Genomic DNA, 20,868 nt, shown 5'->3' with positions numbered 1-20,868 from the left:
TCAGCCTTCCTTGCCGTGGACGATCTGCTGCGCCGCCCCGGCGCCCAGGAGGTAGAACGAGGCCACCGTCAGCCCCCATTGCGCCCAGGACTCGGGGTGGAAGTCCACCCAGGCCGCCCAGCCCGCGAAGACCACCCACAGGAGCGCCATGGGCAGGGTCACCGCGCGCCACCGCTCGGTCCGCACCGGATGGACGAACTTGACGGGCAGGAACATCGTCGCCGCGAGGACCGCCACGATCAGGGTGATGAGCCAGAAGGCGTAGGGCTCGGGCTCCCCCGCCGACTCGCCGGGCCAGAACCAGGCGAAGAGCACCAGGACCAGCATGTTCCAGCAGGACGGGAAGCCCGAGAAGCTGTTGTCCTTGGTCTTCATCCGGGTGTCGGCGAAGTAGAGCGCCGAGGTGAAGGTGATGACGATGATCCCGAACCACCCCGTCCAGCCGCCCATGAGCCCCGAGTTGAACAGGGCGTAGGCCGGCACGAAGACATAGGTGAGATAGTCGATCACCAGGTCCATCAGCACCCCGTCGAACACTGGGGCGTTCGCCTTGACGTCGTATCTCCGCGCCAGCGGCCCGTCGATCCCGTCCACGAAGAGCGCCACGAGGAGCCACAGGAACATCATGTTCCAATCCTCCTGCACGGCCTCGAGCATGGCGAGGATGGCCCAGACGGCCCCGGTGGCGGTCAGGAGATGGACGGCGAGGGCTTTCTGCGCGGCGGTCATGCGGCCCGTGATGCCGCATCGGGGCGGATGGGGCAAGCGGTGGGGAGACCGCATCGGGCGCAAGGGGGCTCCGCCCCCGCGCGTTCCGCGCTCCCCCGGGATACTTGGAGCCAAAGAAGAGGCAGGGCGCATTGCGTGGAGGAAGGCGCGAGGCTAACCCCCCGCCATGCCCCGTTATGCGCTCAAGCTCGAATACCTCGGCGCCCCCTTCGCCGGCTGGCAGCGCCAGGCCGACCAGCCGTCCGTGCAGGGCGCGCTGGAGGCGGCGCTGCTGCGGCTCGATCCGGGGCCGCACGCCGTCGCGGCGGCGGGGCGGACGGATGCGGGCGTGCACGCCTGGGGGCAGGTCGCCCATTGCGACATGGGGCGCGACTGGGACCCGTTCCGGCTGTCCGAGGCGCTGAACGCCCATCTGCGGCCGCATCCCGTCGCCGTCACCGCCTGCGCGCGGGTCGCGGACGACTGGCACGCCCGCTTCTCGGCGCTGGAGCGCGGCTACCTGTATCGGATCGCGCTCCGCCGCGCGCCGCTGGTGCTGGGGGCGGGGCGGGCGTGGCGCGTGGGGCGGATGCTCGATGCCGCCGCCATGGCCGAGGGGGCGGCGCATCTCCTCGGGCGGCACGACTTCACCACCTTCCGCTCCTCCATGTGCCAGGCCGACAGCCCGCTGCGCACCCTGGACGAGCTGTCCGTCGCCCGCGTGGACGGGCCGGAGGGGCCGGAGGTCCACGTCCGCGCCCGCGCCCGCAGCTTCCTGCACAACCAGGTCCGCTCCATCGTCGGCAGCCTGGAGCGCGTGGGCGCCGGCGCCTGGACCCCCGCCCGCATGGCGGAGGCGCTGGCGGCCCGCGACCGTGCGGCCTGCGGCCCGGTGGCGCCGCCCGACGGGCTCCATTTCACCCATGTCCGCTACGACCCCGATCCCTTCGGCAGCGAAGCCACAGGGACGTGAGCGCGCCGTCGGGGAAATCTGGCTTTCCCCCGACGCCCTCCTAGCCTTAGCCTGAACGGGCGCATCCCCCGCGCTCCCCGTCCGCGAGGCCCGATTGCTCCGTTTCCCCCTGCTCGCCCTGGCCCTCCTCCCCCTGGCCGCCCAAGCCCAGGAGGCGACGCTGGTCCTCCCCCCCGGCACCGACGAGGCGCTGGGCACCGTGCTGCGGAACGCCTCGCTCACGCTGTCGCTGGAGGATCAGGGGCTGACGGCCGCGCAGGACTACGTGGCGGCGGCGCGCGCCGACTACCGACGGCTCCTCGCGGGGCTTTACGCCGAGGGCTACTACGGCGGAGTCATCTCCATCGCCGTGGACGGGCGCGAGGCCGCCGCCATCCAGCCGCTGGAGGCCCCCACCGCCATCTCCCGCGTCGTCCTGTCGGTCGATCCCGGCCCCCGCTTCACCTTCGGCCGCGCCGCCATCGCCCCGCTCCCCCCCGGAACCCAGCTCCCGGCCGGCTTCGCCCCCGGCGAGGTCGCCCGCTCCGAGACGGTGCGCGAGGCGGTGGAGGCCGCCATCGTCGCCTGGCGCGAGGAGGGCAACGCCAAGGCCGCCGTCGGCACCCAGGAGGTCGTGGCCCGCCACCCCGAATCCCGGCTCGACGCCCTGGTGGGCCTGCTGCCGGGGCCCGAGCTGACCTTCGGCCCCGTCGCCGTCACCGGCAACGCGAACGTCCGCCCCGGCCGCGTCAAGCGCATCGCCGGCATCCCCGAGGGCGAGGTCTTCTCGCCCGAGGCGCTCGACCGCGCGGCGACCCGCCTGCGCCGCACCGGCACCTTCGACAGCGTGGCGCTGGTCGAATCCGACACGATCGGCCCCGGCGACACCCTCCCCATCGAGATCCAGGTGGTCGAATCCCTCCCCCGCCGCCTGGGCTTCGGGCTGGAGATCTCCTCGCTCGACGGCGTGTCGGCCAACGCCTACTGGCTCCACCGCAACCTCCTGGGCGGGGCCGAACGCCTGCGCTTCGACGCCGAGGTGGCGGACCTGGAGACGAGCGCCGTGGACACGACCGGCGGCGGGCTCGACTACGCGCTGGGCGCGACCTACGCGCGGCCCGGCACCCTCGCCCCCGACGTGGACCTGACGGTCTCCACCCAGATCAGCCAGGAGGACGAGGACAACTACTTCCTCCAGCAGCTCACCTTCGACGTGGGCCTGACCCGCTACGTCGGCGAGGACCTGACCCTCACCCTCGCGCTCGGCGTCCTGACCGCCCACGAGGAGACCGCCATCGAGGAGCGGGACTACACCTTGCTCACGCTCCCCTTCACCGCCGCCTGGGACCGCCGCGACGACCCGCTGGACGCGCGGCGCGGCTTCTACATCAACGCCGAGGCGAGGCCCTTCGTCTCCGTCGCCGGGGAAACGGGGAACGGCGCGCGGCTCTACACGGATGCGCGCTACTACCGGACCTTCGGCACGCGCGTTACCCTCGCCGCGCGCGGGCAGATCGGCAGCGTGCTGGGACCGGACCGCGAGGACGTGCCGCAGGACTTCCTGTTCTTCTCGGGCGGCGGCGGCTCCGTGCGCGGCCAGCCCTTCCAGAGCCAGGGCGTCGAGGTCCCCGACCCCGGCAACCCCGGCGAGACGGTGACGCTCGGGGCGACCTCCTTCGCGGGGGCGCAGATCGAGGGCCGCGTGGGGATCACCGAGTCGATCAGCGCGGTCGGCTTCTACGACTTCGGCTTCACCGACGAGGACCCGCTGCCCACCAGCGGCGCGGACTATCAGGCCGGGTTCGGGATCGGGGTGCGCTATGCCACCTTCGTCGGGCCGATCCGGTTCGACGTGGCGACTCCCGCGACCGGCGACGACGCCTTCCGCTCGGTGCAACTCTATCTCGGCATAGGTCAATCGTTTTGAGGCTGCTTCCCGCCCTCGCGCTCTGCGCCGTCTTGCCGCTCCCAGCCCTGGCCCAGACCGCCGAGGAGGAGGGCGACCGCGGCTTCCTCGTCGGGCTCATCGAGGACGCGCTGTCCTCCACCGCCCGCACCGTGCGGGTCGAAGGGTTCGAGGGCGCGCTCTCCTCGCGCGCGACAGTGGCCTCCATCACCATCGCCGACCGCGAGGGCGTGTGGCTCCGCGCCACCGACCTCGCGCTCGACTGGAACCGCTCGGCGCTGCTGCGCGGGCGCATCGACGTGACGGAACTGACCGCCGCCAGCATTGAGATCCTGCGCCCGCCGCTCGCCGACCCGCAGGCCCCGACGCCCGAGGCCACGCCCTTCTCGCTCCCCGACCTGCCGGTGTCGGTGGAGATCGACGCGCTTCGCTCCGACCGCATCCTCCTGGGTGCGCCCTTCCTGGGCGAGGACCTGGCCCTGACCCTCGCGGGCTCCGTGAACCTCGCGGGCGGCGAAGGCGCGGCCGACATCGACGCCACCATCATCGAGGGCAGCGCCGGCCAGCTCTCGCTCGCCGCCTCCTACGCCAACGAGACGCGCGTTCTCGCCATCGACCTCGACCTTCAGGAAGAGGCCGAGGGCCTCGTCGCCCGCGCGCTGGGCCTGCCCGGCCTCCCCTCCGTCGCCCTCACCGTCGAGGGCACCGCCCCCATTGACGACTACGCCGCGCGCATCGCGCTTTCCACCGACGGCGAGCCGCGACTCAGCGGCGACGTCGCGCTCAAGACCACCGCCACCGAGGGCGGCGAAGTGACCGCCCGCGCCTTCGGCCTGGACGTTCGCGGCGACGTGACGCCCCTCCTCGCCCCCGAGGCCGGGGCCTTCTTCGGCCCCGACGTGCAGCTCCGCGCCAAGGGCATCCGGCGCGAGGACGGCTCGTTCGTGCTGACCACGCTGGGCATCGGGGCCGAGGCGCTGGACCTTTCGGGCCGCGCCGAGATCACGCCCCAGGGCTGGCCCGCCCGCATCGACCTGCAAGGCACCATCGGCGCGGCGGACGGCTCCCCCGTGCCGCTGCCCGGCGCGGGCGACGCGACGGTGACGGGGATCACGCTCGACGTGGCCTATGACCAGGAGCAGGGCGACGCCTGGACCGGCCTTTTCGTCCTCTCGAACCTCGTCCGGCCCGGCCTCTCCCTCCCCTCCCTCACGCTCGACGGCGGCGGCACCCTGATCCCCGCCACCGCCACGACGCCCGGCCAGATCACCGCCCTGTTCGACTACGCCGCCCGCGGCCTCTCGCTCGACGCCGAGGGCGCGACCGAGGCGCTGGGCGCCGACATCACCGGCCGGCTCGACCTCGCGCGCGGCGCGGACGGCGGCCCGGTCGAACTCCGCGCCCTCACCCTCGCCGCCCCCGGCCTCGACGCCCGCATCGAAGGGACCATCGCCACCGCCGAGGGCCTCGTGGCGCGAACCACCACGGTCCTCGACGCCGCCGACCTCGGCCGCTTCGCCGCGCTGACCGGGGCCGACCTCGGCGGCTCGGCCGCGCTCACCATCGACTCCGCCGTGCGCCCGCTCGACGGCATCTTCGAGGCCACCGCCACCGGGACCACGCAGGACCTCCGCCTCGGCATCGCGCAACTCGACCCCCTCCTCGCCGGCGCGGGCGACCTCGCGGTGACGGCGGCGCGGGACGAATCCGGCCTCCGCGTCCAGCGCCTCGACATCGCCACGCCCGCCCTGACCATCACCGGCACCGCCGACGTCACCAGCGGCGCGAGCACCGCCCGCTTCGACCTCGCCGTGACCGATCTCGGCCTGTCCTTCCCCGGCCTCACGGGCCCCGCCCAGGCGCGGGCCACCCTCGACCGCGCGGCCAACGGCGCGGCGACGCTGGCCGCCACCGCCACCCTCCCCGGCGCGTCCCTGAGCGTGGACGCCACGCAGGCCGCGCAAACGCTCGACGCCGAGGGCGACTCCCTCCCCGGCCTCGTCACCCTCGACGCGCGGGCGCGGGCCGACGACCTCGCCACCTACCGTCCCCTCCTCGACGCCTTCGCCCCTGGCCTGACCGTGACGCCCTCGGGCGGGGCGACCCTCGCCCTCACCGGCACCACGCAGCAGGACGCCACCACCTTCGACCTGACGCTGGACGCGCAGACCACCGACCTCGCCCTCGGCATCGCCCCCCTCGACGCGCTCCTCGCGGGCGAGGGCACCCTCGCCGGCCGAGTCCAGCGCAGCGGGCCGCAGTCCTTCAGCGTGGACGGCCTGCGCGTCGCCACCGACCTCCTGCAAGGCACCGTGACCGCCGCCCTGACCGAGGGCGTCGGCCAAGCCGACCTCGACCTGTCGCTCTCGGACGTGGCCCCGGTCCTCGGCGGCCTCTCCGGTCCCGGCCAGGTGCAGGGCACGGCGGCGCGGGCGGCGGACGGCTCGCTCGACCTCGACCTTTCGGCGACGCTCCCCACCGGGACGGCGCGCATCGACGGCACCCTCGCCCCGCCCGCCGAGGGATACGCCTTCACCGGCGACGTGAACGCCGACTTCTCGGACATCGCCCCCCTCGGCCCGCTCGTCGGCCGCACCCTCGGCGGCGCGGCGCGCTTGGACCTCTCCGGCACGGCCCGCCCCGACCTTTCGGTGCTCGACCTGACCTTCGACGCCGCCACCCGCGACCTCCGCCTCGGCCTGCCGCAGATCGAGCCCCTGCTCGCCGGCCCCGGCACCGCCTCGGGAAGCGTCCAGCGCAGCCCCGAGACCGGCCTCGACCTGTCCCTCGACGCCGCGACCCCGCAACTTCGCGCCCTCGCCTCCGGCACCTTCACCGACGCCTCCGGCAACGGCCGCTTCGATGTGACCGTGACCGACGCGGGCACCCTCGCCCCCGGCCTCTCCGGCCCCGCCCGCGCCACCGGCACCGCGACCCAAGGCCCCGACGGCACCATCGCCGTGAACGCCCAAGCCACCGCCCCCGGCGCCAGCGCCCTCATCGACGCCACCCTCGCGCCCGACCGCGACAACGAGATCACGGGCCGGGTCCAAGCCTCCGTGACCGACCTGCGCCCCTGGTCCCGCCTCGCCGGGCGACCCCTCGCCGGGGGCTTGGACGCCACCGTGACCGGCTCCCTCCTCCCCTCCCTCGCCCGCTTCGACCTCACCGTGGACGCCACCGCCCGCAACCTCGACCCCGGCCTGCCCGCGCTGGCCCCCGTCCTCGCCGGGACCGGCACCGTCGCGGGCCGCGCGCTCCGCGACGCGAACGGCGCGATCCGGGTCGAGCGTCTCGCCATCGCCTTCCCGAACCTCACCGCCACCGCGCGGGGCACCACCGGCGGCGCCGGAACGGACGTCACCTTCGACGCCCGCCTCGCCGACCTCGCCCTGTTCGTGCCGCAGTTCCCCGGCCCCGTCACCGCGCGGGGCACGGCCCGCCTCGGCCCGGACGGCACGACGAACCTCGACGCCCAGGTGGGCGGCCCCGGCGGCCTCACCGCCCGCGTCTCCGGCCCGCTCGGCGGAACCGCCACGACCCTCCGCGCCACCGGCACCGCGCCGCTGGAGCTGGCGAACGCCGTCCTCGACCCCCGCCGCCTCGAAGGCCCCGCCAGCTTCGACCTCCGCCTCGCGGGCGGCCTCGGCCTCGAGAACCTGTCGGGCCAGGTCACCGTGCAGGGCGCGCGCCTCTCCGACCCCGACCTCGCCCAGTCGATCACCGGCATCAGCGGCCGGCTCGACCTCGCGAACGGCACCGCCACCGCCAGCATCACCGGCGACCTCGCCGCCGGCGGCCGTCTGTCCGTCACCGGCCCCGTGAGCCTCACGCCCCCCCTCGACGCCAACTTGTCCATCACCGGCACCGGCCTCGTGATCCGCGATCCCGCCCTCTACGAGGCGCGCGGCGACGCCCGCCTCACCGTCACCGGCCCGCTGACCGGCGGCGCCCTCATCGCCGGGACGGTCGCCCTGTCCACCGTCGAGCTGCGCGTCCCCGCCTCCTCCGTCGGCGCCTTGGGCGAGCCGCTCCCCGTCTTCCACATCGAGCCCTCCGTCCCCGTCCGCGAGACGCTGGACCGCGCCCGCCTGTCCGTCACCGGCGGCGACGCGGCGGCGGACGCCGACACCGGCGGCGCGGGCTACGGCCTCGACATCCTCCTCGACGCCCCCGCCCGCGTCTTCGTGCGCGGCCGGGGCCTCGACGCCGAGCTGGGCGGCCAGCTCCGCCTGACGGGGACCACCGCGCAGGTCATCCCGATCGGCCAGTTCTCGCTCCTGCGCGGGCGGCTCGACATCCTGGGCCAGCGCTTCACGCTGTCCGAGGGCGCGGCGACGATCCAGGGCGACTTCAACCCCTTCCTCCGCGTCGTCGCCCAGACCCGCGCGCGCAGCGGCACCGACATCTCCATCATCCTCGAAGGCCCCCTCGCCTCGCCCACCGTGACCTTCACCTCCTCGCCCGAGCTTCCGCAGGACGAGGTTCTGGCCCAGCTCCTCTTCGGGGTGGACATCGCCTCGATCACGCCCTTGCAGGCCGTCCAGCTCGCGGCGGCGGCGGCCAACCTCGCCGGCGGGGGCGGCGGCCTGTCCGACAGCCTCCGCTCCGGCGTGGGCCTCGCCGACTTCGACGTGACCACGACCGAGAGCGGCAACGTCGCCCTCCGCCTCGGCCAATACGTGAGCGAGAACATCTACACCGACGTGCTTGTGGCCACCGACGAGACCGAGGCGACGATCAACCTCGACCTCACCCCCGACCTGACCGTGCGCGCGGGCGTGTCCTCTGAGGGCGGCACCTCGGTCGGCATCTTCTTCGAGCGGGATTATTGATGATCCGCGCCGCGACGGCCGACGACGCCCGCGCCATCTCCGAACTGGCGGTGGCGACGTGGCGCCACGCCTACGCGGGCCTCCTGCCTAAGAAGGTGCTGGCGGGCCTATCTATGGAACGGGGCACCGCCAACTGGCGCGCGGTGATCGAGACGCCCGGCGGTGCGGCGGTGGCCGTCGCCTTGGACGGCGACGCCATCGCCGGCTTCGTCTGCCACGGCCCGCAGCGGGACGACGGCCTCCGCGCGGCGGGCCACGACGGCGAGGTTCTCGCCCTCTACGTCGCGCCCGCTATCCAGGGACGAGGCCTGGGCCGCCGCCTCATGGTCCGGGCCGCCCGCGACCTCCGGGACCGGGGCTGCCGGGGCCTGGGCCTCTGGACCCTGCGCGACAACCATCCAGCCCGCGCCTTTTACGAGCGTCTCGGCGGATCACCGGGCATCGAGAAGGTCGGAGCGGTCGCCGGCCACCCCGTGACCGATGTGGCCTACACTTGGCCCACGCTCGACGATATCGCGTAGGGCGGGTTCAGCCCGCCACCGGCGCGACATGGCGGGCAGACGGCCCCCCCTACGTTCCCTGCCCGGCCCGTAGGGTGCGCTCCAACGCTCCCTACCAAGCTCGGCCCCTACTCCGCCGCCTGCACCATCGGCGTCGGCTCGTCCCAGTAGTGGCACGTCGCCACGTGCCCCGGCCCCACGTCGTAGGGCGGCGGCGGCTCGACGGCGCAACGCTCCCGCGCCTTCGGGCACCGCGTCCGGAACACGCAGCCGGACGGCGGCGACAGCGGCGACGGCAGGTCGCCCTCCAGCACCGGGCGGGGCCGCGCCTTCTCCAGCACCGGGTCCGGGATCGGCACCGAGGCGATCAGGAACTGCGTGTAGGGATGCCGGGGCGTCCCGACCACCGCCGGCGCGGGCGCCCGCTCCATCAGCCGCCCCAGGTACATCACCATGATCCGGTCCGAGATGTGCCGCACCACGCTGAGGTCGTGCGCGATGAAGATCATCGCGATCCCCATCTCGCGCCGCAGTTCGCGCAGGAGGTTCACCACCTGCGCCTGCACCGACACGTCCAGCGCCGACACCGGCTCGTCGCAGATCAGCAGCTTGGGGTTCAGGATCAGCGCCCGCGCGATGCCGATCCGCTGGCACTGCCCGCCCGAGAACTCGTGCGGGTAGCGGTTGACAAGGTTCGGCAGGAGCCCCACCCGCTCCATCAGCGCCTGCACGCGGGCGCGGACCTCGGCGCGCGGGGTCTTGGGAAAATGCGTCGTCAGCGGCTCGGCGATGATGTCGCCCACCGTCAGGCGCGGGTTCAGCGCCGCCAGCGGGTCCTGGAAGATCATCTGGATGTCCCGCCGCCGCGCCCGCCGCGCCTCGGGCGAAAGCCGCGTCAGGTCCTGCCCATCGAACAGCACCCGCCCGGTCGAGGGCACCGTGCCGACGATGGCCCGCGCCAGCGTGGACTTGCCCGACCCGGACTCGCCCACCACGCCCAGCACCTCGCCGGGCTGGAGGTCGAAGCTGATCCCCCCCACCGCCTGCAACTTGCGGGGCGGCGTCCAGGGCCAGCCGCCACGCACCGGCACGTCGAAGGTCACGCGCAGGTCATTCACCTGAAGGATGGGGGCACTCATTGCGCGGCCTCCCTGCGGGCCAGGATCTCCTCGACCGGCACGTGGCAGGCCCGCCGCCGCCCGTCGGGCAGCGTCACCAAGGGCGGGCGCAGAGCCGCGTTCTCGGGCCGCGCGAAGGCGCAGCGCGGGAAGAACGGGCAGCCCGGCGGCAGGCGGCTCATGTCCGGAGGCTCCCCGGCGATGGTCATCAGCTCCTCATCCTCGCGGTCGATGCGCGGCACGGCGGAGAGAAGCCCCAGCGTGTAGGGGTGCGTGGGCGTCGCGAAGATCGCCTCCGTCCCCCCCTCCTCCATGATCTGCCCGCCATACATCACCAGCACCCGGTCGCTCGCCCCGGCGACGATGCCGAGGTCGTGGGTGATGAGGATCATCGACGTCCCCAGCTCGCGCTTGATCTCGGCCAGCAGCTTCATGATCTGCGCCTGCACGGTCACGTCCAGCGCCGTCGTCGGCTCGTCCGCGATCAGCAGCTTCGGGCGGCACAGCAGCGCCATGGCGATCATGATCCGCTGCCGCATCCCGCCCGAGAACTCGTGCGGATACATCGTGATCCGCGCGCGGGCGTCGGGAATCCGCACCGCGTCCAGCATCCGGGCCGCCTCGGCCACCGCCTCGCGCTTGCCCATGCCCTTGTGGAGCATCAGCACCTCGGCCATCTGGTCCGACACCCGCAGGTAGGGGTTGAGGGAGGTCATCGGGTCCTGGAAGATCATCGCGATCTCCTGCGACCGGATGCGGTTCAGCTCGCGCTGCGGCAGCTCCAGCAGGTTCCGCCCGCCATAGCGCACGGTTCCCGTCGCCTGCCCGTTCCGCGCGAGCAGCCCCATCGCGGCGTAGGCCGTCTGCGACTTGCCCGACCCGCTCTCCCCCACGATGGCCAGCGTCTCGCCCTCGGCCAGGTCGAAGGACACCCCGTTGACGGCATTCACCTCGCCGTCGCCGGTGCGGAAGGTCACGCGAAGGTCCTCGACCTGCAGCAGTTGGGCCATGTCAGCGGTCCTTCGGGTCGATGGCGTCGCGCAAGCCGTCGCCCACGAAGAAGAAGGCGAACAGCATCACGACGAAGAAGAACAACGGGAACCCGAGCTGCCACGGCACCCCGTTCCCGATCTGCGACGCGCCCCGAGAGATCAGCGCCCCCAGCGAGGTGTTGGGCTCCTGCACCCCCAGCCCCAGGAAGCTGATGAAGCTCTCGTAGATGATCATCTCGGGGATCAGCAGCGTGGCATAGACGATCACCACGCCCGCGAGGTTCGGCACCACGTGCCGCAGGATGATCGTCAGCGGCCGGACGCCGGTCGCGACGGCCGCCTCGACGAACTCCTTGTTCTTGATGCTCAGCGTCTGCCCCCGCGCGATCCGCGCCATCGACAGCCACGAGATCAGCCCGATCCCGATGAACAGCATCAGCAGCGACCGCCCGAACATCACCAGCATCAGGATCAGCACGAACATGAACGGGATGGACATGAGCACGTCCACGATCCGCATCATCGCCCCGTCCACGCGCCCGCCCAGATACCCCGACACCGCGCCATAAAGCGTCCCCACGACGACCGCGACCAGCGACCCGACGATCCCGATCATCAGCGACAGCCGCGTGCCCTGCACCGTGCGGGCGTAAAGGTCCCGCCCCTCCTGGTCGGTGCCGAAGTAGTGCCCCGTCTCCAGCGACGGCACGCCCTGGGTCGCGTTCACCCCGATCAGCGTGAAGTCCACCGTCTCGCCGTCGAACTCGGTCAGGAGCTGCCCGAAGAAGGCGAAGAGCGCGATCAGCACCAGCGCCACCAGCGCGACCATCGCCGCGCGGTTGCGCGCGAAGCGCCGCCTCGCGTCGGTCCAAAGCGACCGCCCCTTGTCGGGATGCGCCGGCCGCTGGAGCGCCTCGGCCGTGGGATCATGGAACGCCATGCCGGGCCCCTCTCAAAGTCGGATCTTGGGATCGATCCAGGCGTAAAGGACATCGACCACGAGGTTGAACAGGATGGTCAGCACCCCCACGAGGATCGTCACCCCCATGATGACGGAATAATCCCGGTTCAGCGCCGAGTTCACGAAATACTGCCCGATCCCGCCGGTCGAGAAGAACACGTCGATCACCACCGACCCCGTGATCATCGCCACGAAGGCGGGGCCCAGATAGCTCAGCACCGGCAGCATCGCGGGCTTGAGCGCGTGGCGCAGCACGATGCGGTGCGTGGGCAGCCCCTTCGCCCGCGCCGTGCGGATGAAGTTGCTGTTCAGCACCTCCAGCATCGACGACCGCGTGATCCGCGCGATGGCGGCGAGGTAGGTCGTCGCCAGCGCCACCACCGGCAGCACGACATACTGCCATTGCCCGCCGTTCCAGCCGCCCCCCGGCAGCCAGCCCAGCCACAGCGTGAACACCAGCACCAGCACCGGCGCCAGCACGAAGTTCGGCAGCACCGACGCCCCGATGGCCGACCCGGTGGCGAGGTAATCGACCCAGGTGTTGTGCCGCAGCGCCGCCACCACGCCCAGCGCCACCCCCAGCACCACGGCGACCGCGAAGGCCCAGGTGCCGTAGGTCAGCGTCACCGGGAACCCCTGGAGGATCAGCTCGGTCACGCTGTAGTCGCGCAGCTTGAACGACGGCCCGAAGTCGAAATGGGCGACGATGTTCCACACGTAGTTCCAGACCTGCACCACATACGGCTGGTCCAGCCCATAGCGCGCCTCGATGTTCGCCATCACGGCGGCGGGCACCGGCCGCTCGCTGTTGAACGGCCCGCCGGGCGCGTTGAACATCAGCACGAAGGAGATGACGATCAGGATCAGGATCGTCGGGATCGCCACCAGAAGGCGGCGCAGGATGAAGCTCAGCATTTTCGGGGTCCTCGACGCCCTGACCGCCAACGTCCGGGCCGGGCCCGTGGGTCCGCCCCTCTAGGAAAGGGCGGACCCGAGGGCCATCAGCCGGCGATCACTCTTCCGCGACCCGATACAGCTCCTTGGCGTACCAGTTCTCCTGCGCGTTCTCGAAGGGATAGCCCTTGATCGAGGGATCGAGCAGGAAGTCCTCGGTGTAGAAGTAGATGGGCAGGATCGGCACGTCCCGCGCCAGGATCGCCTCGGCCTGCTGGTACAGCGGCAGCGGGTCGGCGGCGGTGCGCGACTCCTCCATCAGCGCGTCGTATTCGGGGTTCTCGTAGCGCGGATCGTTGGCCGAGTTGTCGGTCGTCATCAGGTCGAGGAAGCTCGACGCCTCGTTGTAGTCCGCGCACCAGGCGGCGCGGGCGATCTGGAAGTTGCCGTCCCGCCGGGTATCGAGGAAGGTCTGCCACTCCTGGTTCGCCAGCGTCGTCTCGACCCCCAGCGTCTGCTTCCACATCTGCCCGATGGCGACCGCGAGCTGCTGGTGCGCCTGGTCGGTGTTGTACATGATCTCGAAGGTCAGCGGCTCGCCGCCCTCGCCGTATCCCGCCTCGGCCAGAAGCTCCTGGGCGCGGGCGTTGCGCTCGGCCTGCGTCATGGACGCCGCCGGCACCTCGGGCGGCTCGTAGCCGGCGGTGGCCGAATGGGCGAGCGTGTAGGCCGGGATCTGCCCGGCGGCCAGGATGGCGTTCACGATCACGTCCCGGTCGATGGCGAGGCTCAGCGCCTCCCGCACCCGGACATCGAGAAGCGCCGGGTCCGAATCCGGCCGCACGTTCACCGCGTAGTAGTAGCTGCACAGGTTGGGGACGGCGTGGATCGCCTCGGGGAACTCCTCGCTCAGGCGGGGGAACTGCCCGATCGGCACGTCCGTCTGGTCCAGCTCGCCCGCCTGCCAGCGCGTCAGCCCCTGGCTCTCGTCGTTGATGACCAGCGCCGTCACCGTCTCGACGATGGTGTTGGCGTTGTCCCAATAATTCTCGTTGCGCGTCATCACCAGCCGCTCCTGCGGCACGCGCTCGCTCAGGACATAGGCCCCGTTCGACACCATGTTGCCCGGCTGGGTCCACTGGTCGCCGAACTCCTCGATGACCTTCTGCGGCACCGGGAAGGTCGTCGTGTGCGTCACCATCTGCGGGAAGTAGGGGATCGCCTGGCTCAGCGTCACCTCCAGCGTCTGGTCGTCCACCGCCCGAACGCCCAACTGGTCCGGCGGCATCTCGCCCGCGACCACCGCGCCGGCGTTCTCGACCTTCATCAGCTCGATGTACCACGAATACTGCGAGGCCGTGTTGGGGTCCGCCGCCCGCCGCCACGCATAGACGAAGTCGTTCGCCGTCACCGGATCGCCGTTCGACCACCTGGCCTCGGGCCGCAGCTTGAACGTCCAGGTCAGCCCGTCCTCGCTCGCCGACCACTCGGTCGCGACGCCGGGGATCACGTTCCCCTGCGGGTCCTGGTTCAGCAGGCCCTCGAACATCTGCCGCGCGACGTGGCTGCCCTCCACGTCCTCGTTGAGGCCGGGGTCGATGGTCGGGAACTCGTCCAGCACCCGGTAGGTGAAGGTCTGGTTCCCGGCCAGCGGCTCGCCGGTCTCGGGATGGGTGGCCTGCTGCGCCACCGCGCCGGCGGCGAGCATCGCGAGGAGCGACGCCGCGCCCCATGTGCTTCGGAGGGTCATCTGGGATTCTCCCTGTCGTCGGGGCGGCCGGGCCGGGCCGCGGTTCGGGGACGCGCCCGCCCCCGCGACCCGAGGGACGCAGGGGCGAACCTGCTGCGAAGCTTCGGGACCTCGCGCCGCCTTGGCAAGGGGGCGGCCCCTCCGCCGCCCTGTGACCTCGCGACATAACCCCCAAAGGAAGGCGCGACCGCCCCCAAAGGGTGGACGCGACGCCGCGCGCGGCCTCATCTACCCTGACTCGCATGATAGACAAATTCGAGATGTTCCTCGCCCTCGCCCAGGCCCGCCACTTCGGCCGCGCGGCCGAATCGCTGGGCGTGGCCCAGCCGACCATCTCCGCCGCCCTCCGCCAGCTCGAGGACCAGCTCGGCGCCGTCCTCGTCCGGCGCGGCTCCCGCTTCGAGGGCCTGACCCCCGAGGGCGAGCGCGTCCTCGCCTGGGCCCGCCGCATCGTCGCCGATTCCCGCGCCATGCGCGAGGAGCTGCGCGTCGGCCGCGCCGGCCTCTCGGGGACGCTGCGCCTCGCGGTGATCCCCACCGCCCTCGCCGCCGCCTCGCGCCTGACCGCCGCCTTCGCCCGCACCCATCCGGACGTGCGGGTCACGGTCCTCTCGGCCACCTCCGCCGCGCTGCTCGACGACCTCGACGGCCTGCGCGTGGACGCCGGCATCAGCTACCTCGACAACGAGCCGCTCGGCGCCAAGGCCACCGTCCCCCTCCACGAGGAGCGCTACGCCCTCATCCTGCGCGACGACCACGTGATGGCCGCCCGCCCCTCCGCCGCCTGGGCCGAGCTGGCGGGCCTGCCCCTCGCCCTCCTCACCCCCGACATGCAGAACCGCCGCATCGTCGCGGGCCTGCTGGCCGAGGCCGGCGTCCCCGCCGCCCCGCGGATCGAGACCAACTCGACCATCGTCCTGATCGGCCATGTCCTCTCGGGCGACTGGGCCACGATCCTGCCGCTCTCCACCGCCGAGGTCTTCCTTGCCCACGGCCCCCTGCGCGCCGTGCCCCTGACCGATCCCGACACCCGCCACCGCGTCGGCCTGATCGCCCCCGCGCGCGAGCCGCAGATGCCCCTGGTCGCCGCCCTCCTGGCCGAGGCCGCGCGCCTGCATCGATAGGCAAGATCTATCGATTCACGGAAGGTCGATCTTGATTCCCGGCGTGAACGGCGCGACCCTCCGCGCCAGCCAACCGGGAGCCTTCATGCTCGACGCAGCCGACCTGTCCGCGCGCCTCCACGAGATCATCGGGGCCCATCTGGGGCTCGAAGGCCCGCTCCTGCCGATCCTGCACGCCATCCAGGCCGAATGGGGCCACATCCCGGACCCCGCGATCCCCGTCCTCGCGAACGCCCTCAACCTCGGCCGGGCCGAGGTCCACGGCGTCGTCTCCTTCTACCACGACTTCCGCACGACCCCTGCTGGCCCCACCGTCGTCAAGCTCTGCGCCGCCGAGGCGTGCCAGGCCCAGGGCGGCCGCGACCTCATCGCCGCCACGCTGCGCGCCTTCGGCCTGTCCACCTACGGCACCACCCCCGACGGGAAGGTGACGGTCGAGCCCGTCTACTGCCTCGGCCTCTGCGCCTGCGGCCCCGCCGCCCTCGTGAACGACCGCCTCCTCGGCCGCGCCACGCCCGCCACCCTGCGGGAGGCCGCCCGATGAGGATCTACGTCCCCCGCGACGCCGCCGCCCGCGCCCTCGGGGCCGACGCCGTGGCCGAGGCGATCCTGGCCGAGGCCGCCCGGACCGGCCTCCCCGTCGATCTCGTCCGCAACGGCTCGCGCGGCATGGTCTGGCTCGAACCGCTGGTCGAGATCGAGACCCGGTCCGGCCGCACCGCCTTCGGGCCCCTGACCCCCGAGGACGTGCCCGCCCTCCTCTTCGAGGACATCACCACCCACCCCAAGGCGCTCGGCCCCGTCGAGGACATCCCCTGGTTCGCCCGCCAGACCCGCCTGACCTTCGCCCGCGTCGGCCTCATCGACCCGCTGTCGATGCCCGACTACGAACGCCACGGCGGCCTGTCCGGCCTCCGCCGCGCCCTCGCCATGACCCCCGACGAGCGTCTGGACGAGGTCAAGACCTCCGGCCTGCGCGGGCGCGGCGGCGCGGGCTTCCCCACGGGCGTCAAGTGGGGCACCGTCGCCCTCGCCCAGGCCCCCAGGAAATACATCGTCTGCAACGCCGACGAGGGGGACTCGGGCACCTTCGCCGACCGGATGCTGATGGAGGGCGACCCCCTCACCCTCATCGAGGGCATGGCCATCGCCGGCCTGACCGTCGGCGCGACCAGAGGCTACGTCTACATCCGCTCCGAATACCCCGACGCCATCCACCAGATGACCGAGGCGATCCGCGTCGCGACATCCCACGGCCTCCTCGGCCCGTCCCTGCTGGGCCAAGGCCCCGCCTTCGACCTGGAGGTGCGCGTCGGCGCGGGCGCCTATGTCTGCGGCGAGGAGACCTCGCTCCTCAACTCGCTCGAAGGCAAGCGCGGCACCGTCCGCGCCAAGCCGCCGCTGCCCGCGCTCCACGGCCTCTTCGGCCAGCCCACGGTGGTCAACAACGTCATCTCGCTCGCCACCGTCCCCTGGATCTTCGCCAACGGGGCCGGGGCCTACAAGGACTTCGGCCTGGGCCGCTCGCGCGGGACCATCCCCCTCCAGATTGCCGGCAACGTCCGCCACGGCGGCCTCTTCGAGACCGCCTTCGGGATGAGCCTCGGCGAGATCGTCGAGGACATCGCCGGAGGCACGGCGACGGGCCGCCCCGTCAAGGCCGTGCAGGTCGGCGGCCCCCTCGGGGCCTACTTCCCGCCCTCCAAGTTCGCGACCCCCTTCGGCTACGAGGAGTTCGACGGCCAAGGCGGCCTCATCGGCCACGCCGGGATCGTGGTCTTCGACGATTCCGTCGATATGCTCCAGCAGGCCCGCTTCGCGATGGAGTTCTGCGCCGTCGAGTCCTGCGGCAAGTGCACCCCCTGCCGCATCGGCGCGGTGCGCGGCGTGGAGACGGTGGACCGCATCGCCGCCGGCGACCCCTCGGCGCTCCCCCTCCTCGTGGACCTCTGCGACACGATGCGCGACGGCTCCCTCTGCGCGCTGGGCGGCTTCACCCCCTACCCGGTGATGTCCGCCCTCACCCACTTCCCCGACGACTTCGCGCGCCAGCGGGAGGCGGCGGAATGAGCCCCCGACCCGCCACCCCGGAGGTGTTGCGCGAATCGCCCCCTGACCGTTCGTTGCTGTCGGACGCCGTTAACGCTTTCATGCGATTCTCCCCCTCACACGCACAGGCAACCCAAAGGACAAAGGAGGCGCGGCCATGAAGGACTTCATCATCCCCGGACTCGACGGCGCTCCCGCGTTCTCGGACCGCGACTTCGGCACGCCCGCGCGCACCTCGCAACGGACCGTGACCCTCACCATCGACGGCTTCCCCGTGACCGTGCCCGAGGGCACGTCGGTGATGCGCGCATCCAACACCCTCGGCATCGCGATCCCCAAGCTCTGCGCCACCGACAACCTAGAGGCCTGGGGCTCCTGCCGCCTTTGCGCCGTGGAGATCGAGGGGCGGCGCGGCACCCCCGCCTCCTGCACCACCCCCGTGACCGAGGGGATGGTCGTCCACACCCAGACGCCCAAGCTGCACAAGCTCCGCAAGGGCGTCATGGAGCTCTACATCTCCGACCACCCGCTCGACTGCCTGACCTGCGCGGCCAACGGCGACTGCGAGCTGCAGGACATGGCCGGCGCCGTCGGCCTGCGCGAGGTCCGCTACGAGGCCCCGCCCCAGGCGCCCCTCGCCAACCACTTCCTGCGCCGTCAGGACGGGGACGCGAACCCGCAGTTCATCCCCAAGGACGATTCCAACCCCTACTTCACCTACGACCCGTCCAAGTGCATCGTCTGCTCCCGCTGCGTCCGCGCCTGCGAGGAGGTGCAGGGCACCTTCGCCCTGACGATTCAAGGCCGGGGCTTCGACTCCCGCGTGTCGGCGGGCATGGCCGGCGACTCGTTCCTGTCCTCCGACTGCGTGTCCTGCGGCGCCTGCGTCCAGGCCTGCCCCACGGCCACGCTTCAGGAAAAGAGCGTCATCGAGATCGGCACCCCCGACCGCAAGGTGGTGACGACCTGCGCCTATTGCGGCGTCGGCTGCTCCTTCGAGGCCGAGATGCGCGGCGACACCGTCGTCCGCATGACGCCGTGGAAGCACGGCAAGGCCAACCGCGGCCATTCCTGCGTCAAGGGCCGCTTCGCCTGGGGCTACGCGAGCCACGGCGACCGCATCACCGCGCCGATGATCCGCGAACGCATCACCGACCCCTGGGAAGTCGTGACCTGGGACGAGGCGATCACCTTCGCCGCGACCCGCCTCCGCGACATCCAGGCCCGTCACGGCGTCAAGTCCATCGGCGGCATCACCTCCTCGCGCTGCACCAACGAGGAGACCTATCTCGTCCAGAAGATGATCCGCGCCGTCTTCGGCAACAACAACACCGACACCTGCGCCCGCGTCTGCCACTCGCCCACCGGCTACGGCCTCGGCCGCGCCTTCGGCACGAGCGCCGGCACGCAGGACTTCGACTCGGTGGAACACACCGATGTCGTCATCGTCATCGGCGCGAACCCGACCGACGGCCACCCCGTCTTCGCCTCCCGCCTCAAGAAGCGCCTGCGCGAGGGCGCCAGGCTCATCGTCATCGACCCCCGCCGCATCGACCTCGTGCGCTCCCCGCACGTCGAGGCCGCGCACCACCTCCCCCTCCGCCCCGGCACCAACGTCGCCGTGGTGACGGCGCTGGCCCACGTCATCGTCACCGAGGGTCTCTACGACGAACGCTTCATCCGCGAACGCTGCGACTGGGACGAGTTCCAGCATTACGCCGAGTTCGTCGCCCAGGACCGCCACAGCCCGGAGGCCATCGCCCTCCTGACCGGCGTGGACCCGCAGGACCTCCGCGCCGCTGCGCGCCTCTTCGCCACGGGCGGCAACGGCGCGATCTACTACGGCCTGGGCGTGACGGAACACTCCCAGGGCTCCACCACCGTCATGGCCATCGCCAACCTCGCGATGCTGACCGGCAATCTCGGCCGCCCCGGCGTCGGCGTGAACCCCCTGCGCGGCCAGAACAACGTGCAGGGCGCCTGCGACATGGGGTCGTTCCCCCACGAGCTGCCGGGCTACCGCCACGTCAGCCAGGACGCCACGCGCGACGTGTTCGAGCGTCTCTGGGGCGCGGTCCTCGACAAGGAGCCCGGCCTCCGCATCCCCAATATGCTGGATGCGGCGGTCGAGGGCACCTTCAAGGGCCTGTATGTGCAGGGCGAGGACATCCTGCAAAGCGACCCCGACACCCACCACGTCGCGGCGGGACTCGCGGCGATGGACTGCGTGATCGTGCAGGACCTCTTCCTGAACGAGACGGCGAACTACGCCCACGTCTTCCTGCCCGGCTGCACCTTCCTCGAAAAGGACGGCACCTTCACCAACGCCGAGCGCCGCATCAACCGCGTCCGCAAGGTCATGCAGCCCCTGAACGGCTTCGCCGACTGGGAGGTGACGCAGCTCCTCGCCAACGCCATGGGCGCGGGCTGGGCCTACACCCACCCGGCGCAGGTCATGGACGAGATCGCGGCCACGACCCCCTCCTTCGCCGGCGTCTCCTACGAGCTGCTGGAGGAGAAGGGCTCCGTCCAGTGGCCCTGCAACGAATTGCACCCCGAGGGCACGCCCATCATGCACGTGGACGGCTTCATGCGGGGCAAGGGCCGCTTCATCGTCACCGAATACGTCGCGACCGAGGAAAGGACCGGCCCCCGCTTCCCGCTGCTGCTGACGACGGGCCGCATCCTGTCGCAATACAACGTCGGCGCGCAGACCCGCCGCACCGCCAACACCGTCTGGCACGACCAGGACGTGCTGGAGATCCACCCCCACGACGCCGAGGTGCGGGGCATCAAGGACGGCGACTGGGTGCGCCTCGCCTCGCGGGCGGGGGACACCTCGCTCCGCGCGCTCCTCACCGACCGCGTGTCGCCCGGCGTCGTCTACACCACCTTCCACCACCCCGACACGCAGGCTAACGTCATCACCACGGACTTCTCGGACTGGGCGACGAACTGCCCGGAATACAAGGTGACGGCGGTGCAGGTGGCGCTGACGAACGGCCCCTCGGACTGGCAGGTGGACTATGCCCGGCAGGCGGACCTCTCCCGCCGCGTCCTTCCCGCGGCGGAGTGACGG

14 protein-coding genes are annotated in these 20,868 nt (G+C 72.1%); 8 read left to right on the top strand and 6 right to left on the bottom strand.

Annotation, left to right across the window (positions count from 1 at the left end):
• A complete protein-coding gene (locus tag J2Z33_RS09860) occupies positions 1–729 on the bottom strand; it encodes a CDP-alcohol phosphatidyltransferase family protein (protein ID WP_209840361.1) in 729 nt (242 codons plus the stop codon).
• Between the two features lie 166 nt (positions 730–895).
• Between J2Z33_RS09860 and truA the strand changes: the two genes are divergently transcribed.
• From truA to J2Z33_RS09840, 4 genes are all read left to right on the top strand, one after another.
• Entirely contained in the window at positions 896–1,681 is a 786-nt protein-coding gene (truA, locus tag J2Z33_RS09855; RefSeq protein WP_209840358.1) for a tRNA pseudouridine(38-40) synthase TruA, read from the top strand.
• Positions 1,682–1,775: 94 nt separating this feature from the next.
• Positions 1,776–3,587, top strand: coding sequence for an autotransporter assembly complex protein TamA (locus J2Z33_RS09850; RefSeq protein ID WP_209840356.1), 1,812 nt, complete (start codon positions 1,776–1,778; stop codon positions 3,585–3,587).
• On the top strand, positions 3,584–8,401 hold the full coding sequence (locus J2Z33_RS09845; protein ID WP_209840353.1) for a translocation/assembly module TamB domain-containing protein: 4,818 nt from the start codon (positions 3,584–3,586) through the stop codon (positions 8,399–8,401). The genes J2Z33_RS09850 and J2Z33_RS09845 overlap by 4 nt, the downstream gene beginning before the upstream one ends.
• On the top strand, positions 8,401–8,922 hold the full coding sequence (locus J2Z33_RS09840) for a GNAT family N-acetyltransferase (protein WP_209840351.1): 522 nt from the start codon (positions 8,401–8,403) through the stop codon (positions 8,920–8,922). The genes J2Z33_RS09845 and J2Z33_RS09840 overlap by 1 nt, the downstream gene beginning before the upstream one ends.
• A 107-nt stretch (positions 8,923–9,029) precedes the next feature.
• Here J2Z33_RS09840 and J2Z33_RS09835 read toward each other — a convergent pair whose 3' ends face one another.
• From J2Z33_RS09835 to J2Z33_RS09815, 5 genes are all read right to left on the bottom strand, one after another.
• Complete coding sequence (locus J2Z33_RS09835) at positions 9,030–10,040, bottom strand: ABC transporter ATP-binding protein (RefSeq protein ID WP_209840349.1); 1,011 nt, start codon at positions 10,038–10,040, stop codon at positions 9,030–9,032.
• The gene (locus tag J2Z33_RS09830) at positions 10,037–11,029 is read right to left on the bottom strand and encodes an oligopeptide/dipeptide ABC transporter ATP-binding protein (RefSeq protein WP_209840347.1); all 993 of its coding nucleotides are present in this window, start codon (positions 11,027–11,029) and stop codon (positions 10,037–10,039) included. The genes J2Z33_RS09835 and J2Z33_RS09830 overlap by 4 nt, the downstream gene beginning before the upstream one ends.
• Position 11,030: 1 nt before the next feature.
• Positions 11,031–11,951, bottom strand: a complete 921-nt coding sequence (locus J2Z33_RS09825; protein WP_209840345.1) for an ABC transporter permease subunit — start codon at positions 11,949–11,951, stop codon at positions 11,031–11,033.
• Between the two features lie 12 nt (positions 11,952–11,963).
• The gene (oppB, locus tag J2Z33_RS09820) at positions 11,964–12,887 is read right to left on the bottom strand and encodes an oligopeptide ABC transporter permease OppB (RefSeq protein ID WP_209840344.1); all 924 of its coding nucleotides are present in this window, start codon (positions 12,885–12,887) and stop codon (positions 11,964–11,966) included.
• Positions 12,888–12,984: 97 nt separating this feature from the next.
• Entirely contained in the window at positions 12,985–14,616 is a 1,632-nt protein-coding gene (locus J2Z33_RS09815) for a peptide ABC transporter substrate-binding protein (RefSeq protein ID WP_209840342.1), read from the bottom strand.
• A 242-nt stretch (positions 14,617–14,858) separates the two neighbouring features.
• On the opposite strand from J2Z33_RS09815, the gene J2Z33_RS09810 reads away from it, so the two are divergent.
• The 4 genes from J2Z33_RS09810 (at position 14,859) to fdhF (ending at position 20,865) form a co-directional block, all read left to right on the top strand.
• Positions 14,859–15,740 carry a LysR family transcriptional regulator gene (locus tag J2Z33_RS09810; RefSeq protein ID WP_209840340.1) on the top strand — a complete coding sequence of 294 codons (882 nt, stop codon included), beginning with the start codon at positions 14,859–14,861 and terminating at the stop codon, positions 15,738–15,740.
• Between the two features lie 85 nt (positions 15,741–15,825).
• Entirely contained in the window at positions 15,826–16,284 is a 459-nt protein-coding gene (locus J2Z33_RS09805; protein ID WP_209840338.1) for an NAD(P)H-dependent oxidoreductase subunit E, read from the top strand.
• Complete coding sequence (locus J2Z33_RS09800) at positions 16,281–17,810, top strand: formate dehydrogenase beta subunit (protein WP_209840336.1); 1,530 nt, start codon at positions 16,281–16,283, stop codon at positions 17,808–17,810. Before J2Z33_RS09805 ends, J2Z33_RS09800 begins: the two co-directional genes overlap by 4 nt.
• Before the next feature lie 136 nt (positions 17,811–17,946).
• Positions 17,947–20,865 carry a formate dehydrogenase subunit alpha gene (fdhF, locus tag J2Z33_RS09795; protein ID WP_209840334.1) on the top strand — a complete coding sequence of 973 codons (2,919 nt, stop codon included), beginning with the start codon at positions 17,947–17,949 and terminating at the stop codon, positions 20,863–20,865.
• The last annotated feature ends 3 nt before the right edge of the window (positions 20,866–20,868 follow it).

Source organism: Rubellimicrobium aerolatum, assembly GCF_017872975.1.
Classification (GTDB): Bacteria; Pseudomonadota; Alphaproteobacteria; order Rhodobacterales; family Rhodobacteraceae; genus Rubellimicrobium; species Rubellimicrobium aerolatum.
The sequence above is the reverse complement of the archived record's forward strand: the minus strand, read 5'-3'. Positions and strand labels throughout refer to the sequence as shown.

Excerpts from the sequence above, each read along its gene's own strand:
- J2Z33_RS09860 (WP_209840361.1), bottom strand. The coding sequence starts at position 729 with ATGACCGCCGCGCAGAAAGCCCTCGCCGTCCATCTCCTGACCGCCACC.
- truA (WP_209840358.1), top strand. The coding sequence starts at position 896 with ATGCCCCGTTATGCGCTCAAGCTCGAATACCTCGGCGCCCCCTTCGCC.
- J2Z33_RS09840 (WP_209840351.1), top strand. The coding sequence starts at position 8,401 with ATGATCCGCGCCGCGACGGCCGACGACGCCCGCGCCATCTCCGAACTG.
- J2Z33_RS09835 (WP_209840349.1), bottom strand. The coding sequence starts at position 10,040 with ATGAGTGCCCCCATCCTTCAGGTGAATGACCTGCGCGTGACCTTCGAC.
- J2Z33_RS09830 (WP_209840347.1), bottom strand. The coding sequence starts at position 11,029 with ATGGCCCAACTGCTGCAGGTCGAGGACCTTCGCGTGACCTTCCGCACC.
- J2Z33_RS09825 (WP_209840345.1), bottom strand. The coding sequence starts at position 11,951 with ATGGCGTTCCATGATCCCACGGCCGAGGCGCTCCAGCGGCCGGCGCAT.
- oppB (WP_209840344.1), bottom strand. The coding sequence starts at position 12,887 with ATGCTGAGCTTCATCCTGCGCCGCCTTCTGGTGGCGATCCCGACGATC.
- J2Z33_RS09815 (WP_209840342.1), bottom strand. The coding sequence starts at position 14,616 with ATGACCCTCCGAAGCACATGGGGCGCGGCGTCGCTCCTCGCGATGCTC.
- J2Z33_RS09810 (WP_209840340.1), top strand. The coding sequence starts at position 14,859 with ATGATAGACAAATTCGAGATGTTCCTCGCCCTCGCCCAGGCCCGCCAC.
- J2Z33_RS09805 (WP_209840338.1), top strand. The coding sequence starts at position 15,826 with ATGCTCGACGCAGCCGACCTGTCCGCGCGCCTCCACGAGATCATCGGG.
- J2Z33_RS09800 (WP_209840336.1), top strand. The coding sequence starts at position 16,281 with ATGAGGATCTACGTCCCCCGCGACGCCGCCGCCCGCGCCCTCGGGGCC.
- fdhF (WP_209840334.1), top strand. The coding sequence starts at position 17,947 with ATGAAGGACTTCATCATCCCCGGACTCGACGGCGCTCCCGCGTTCTCG.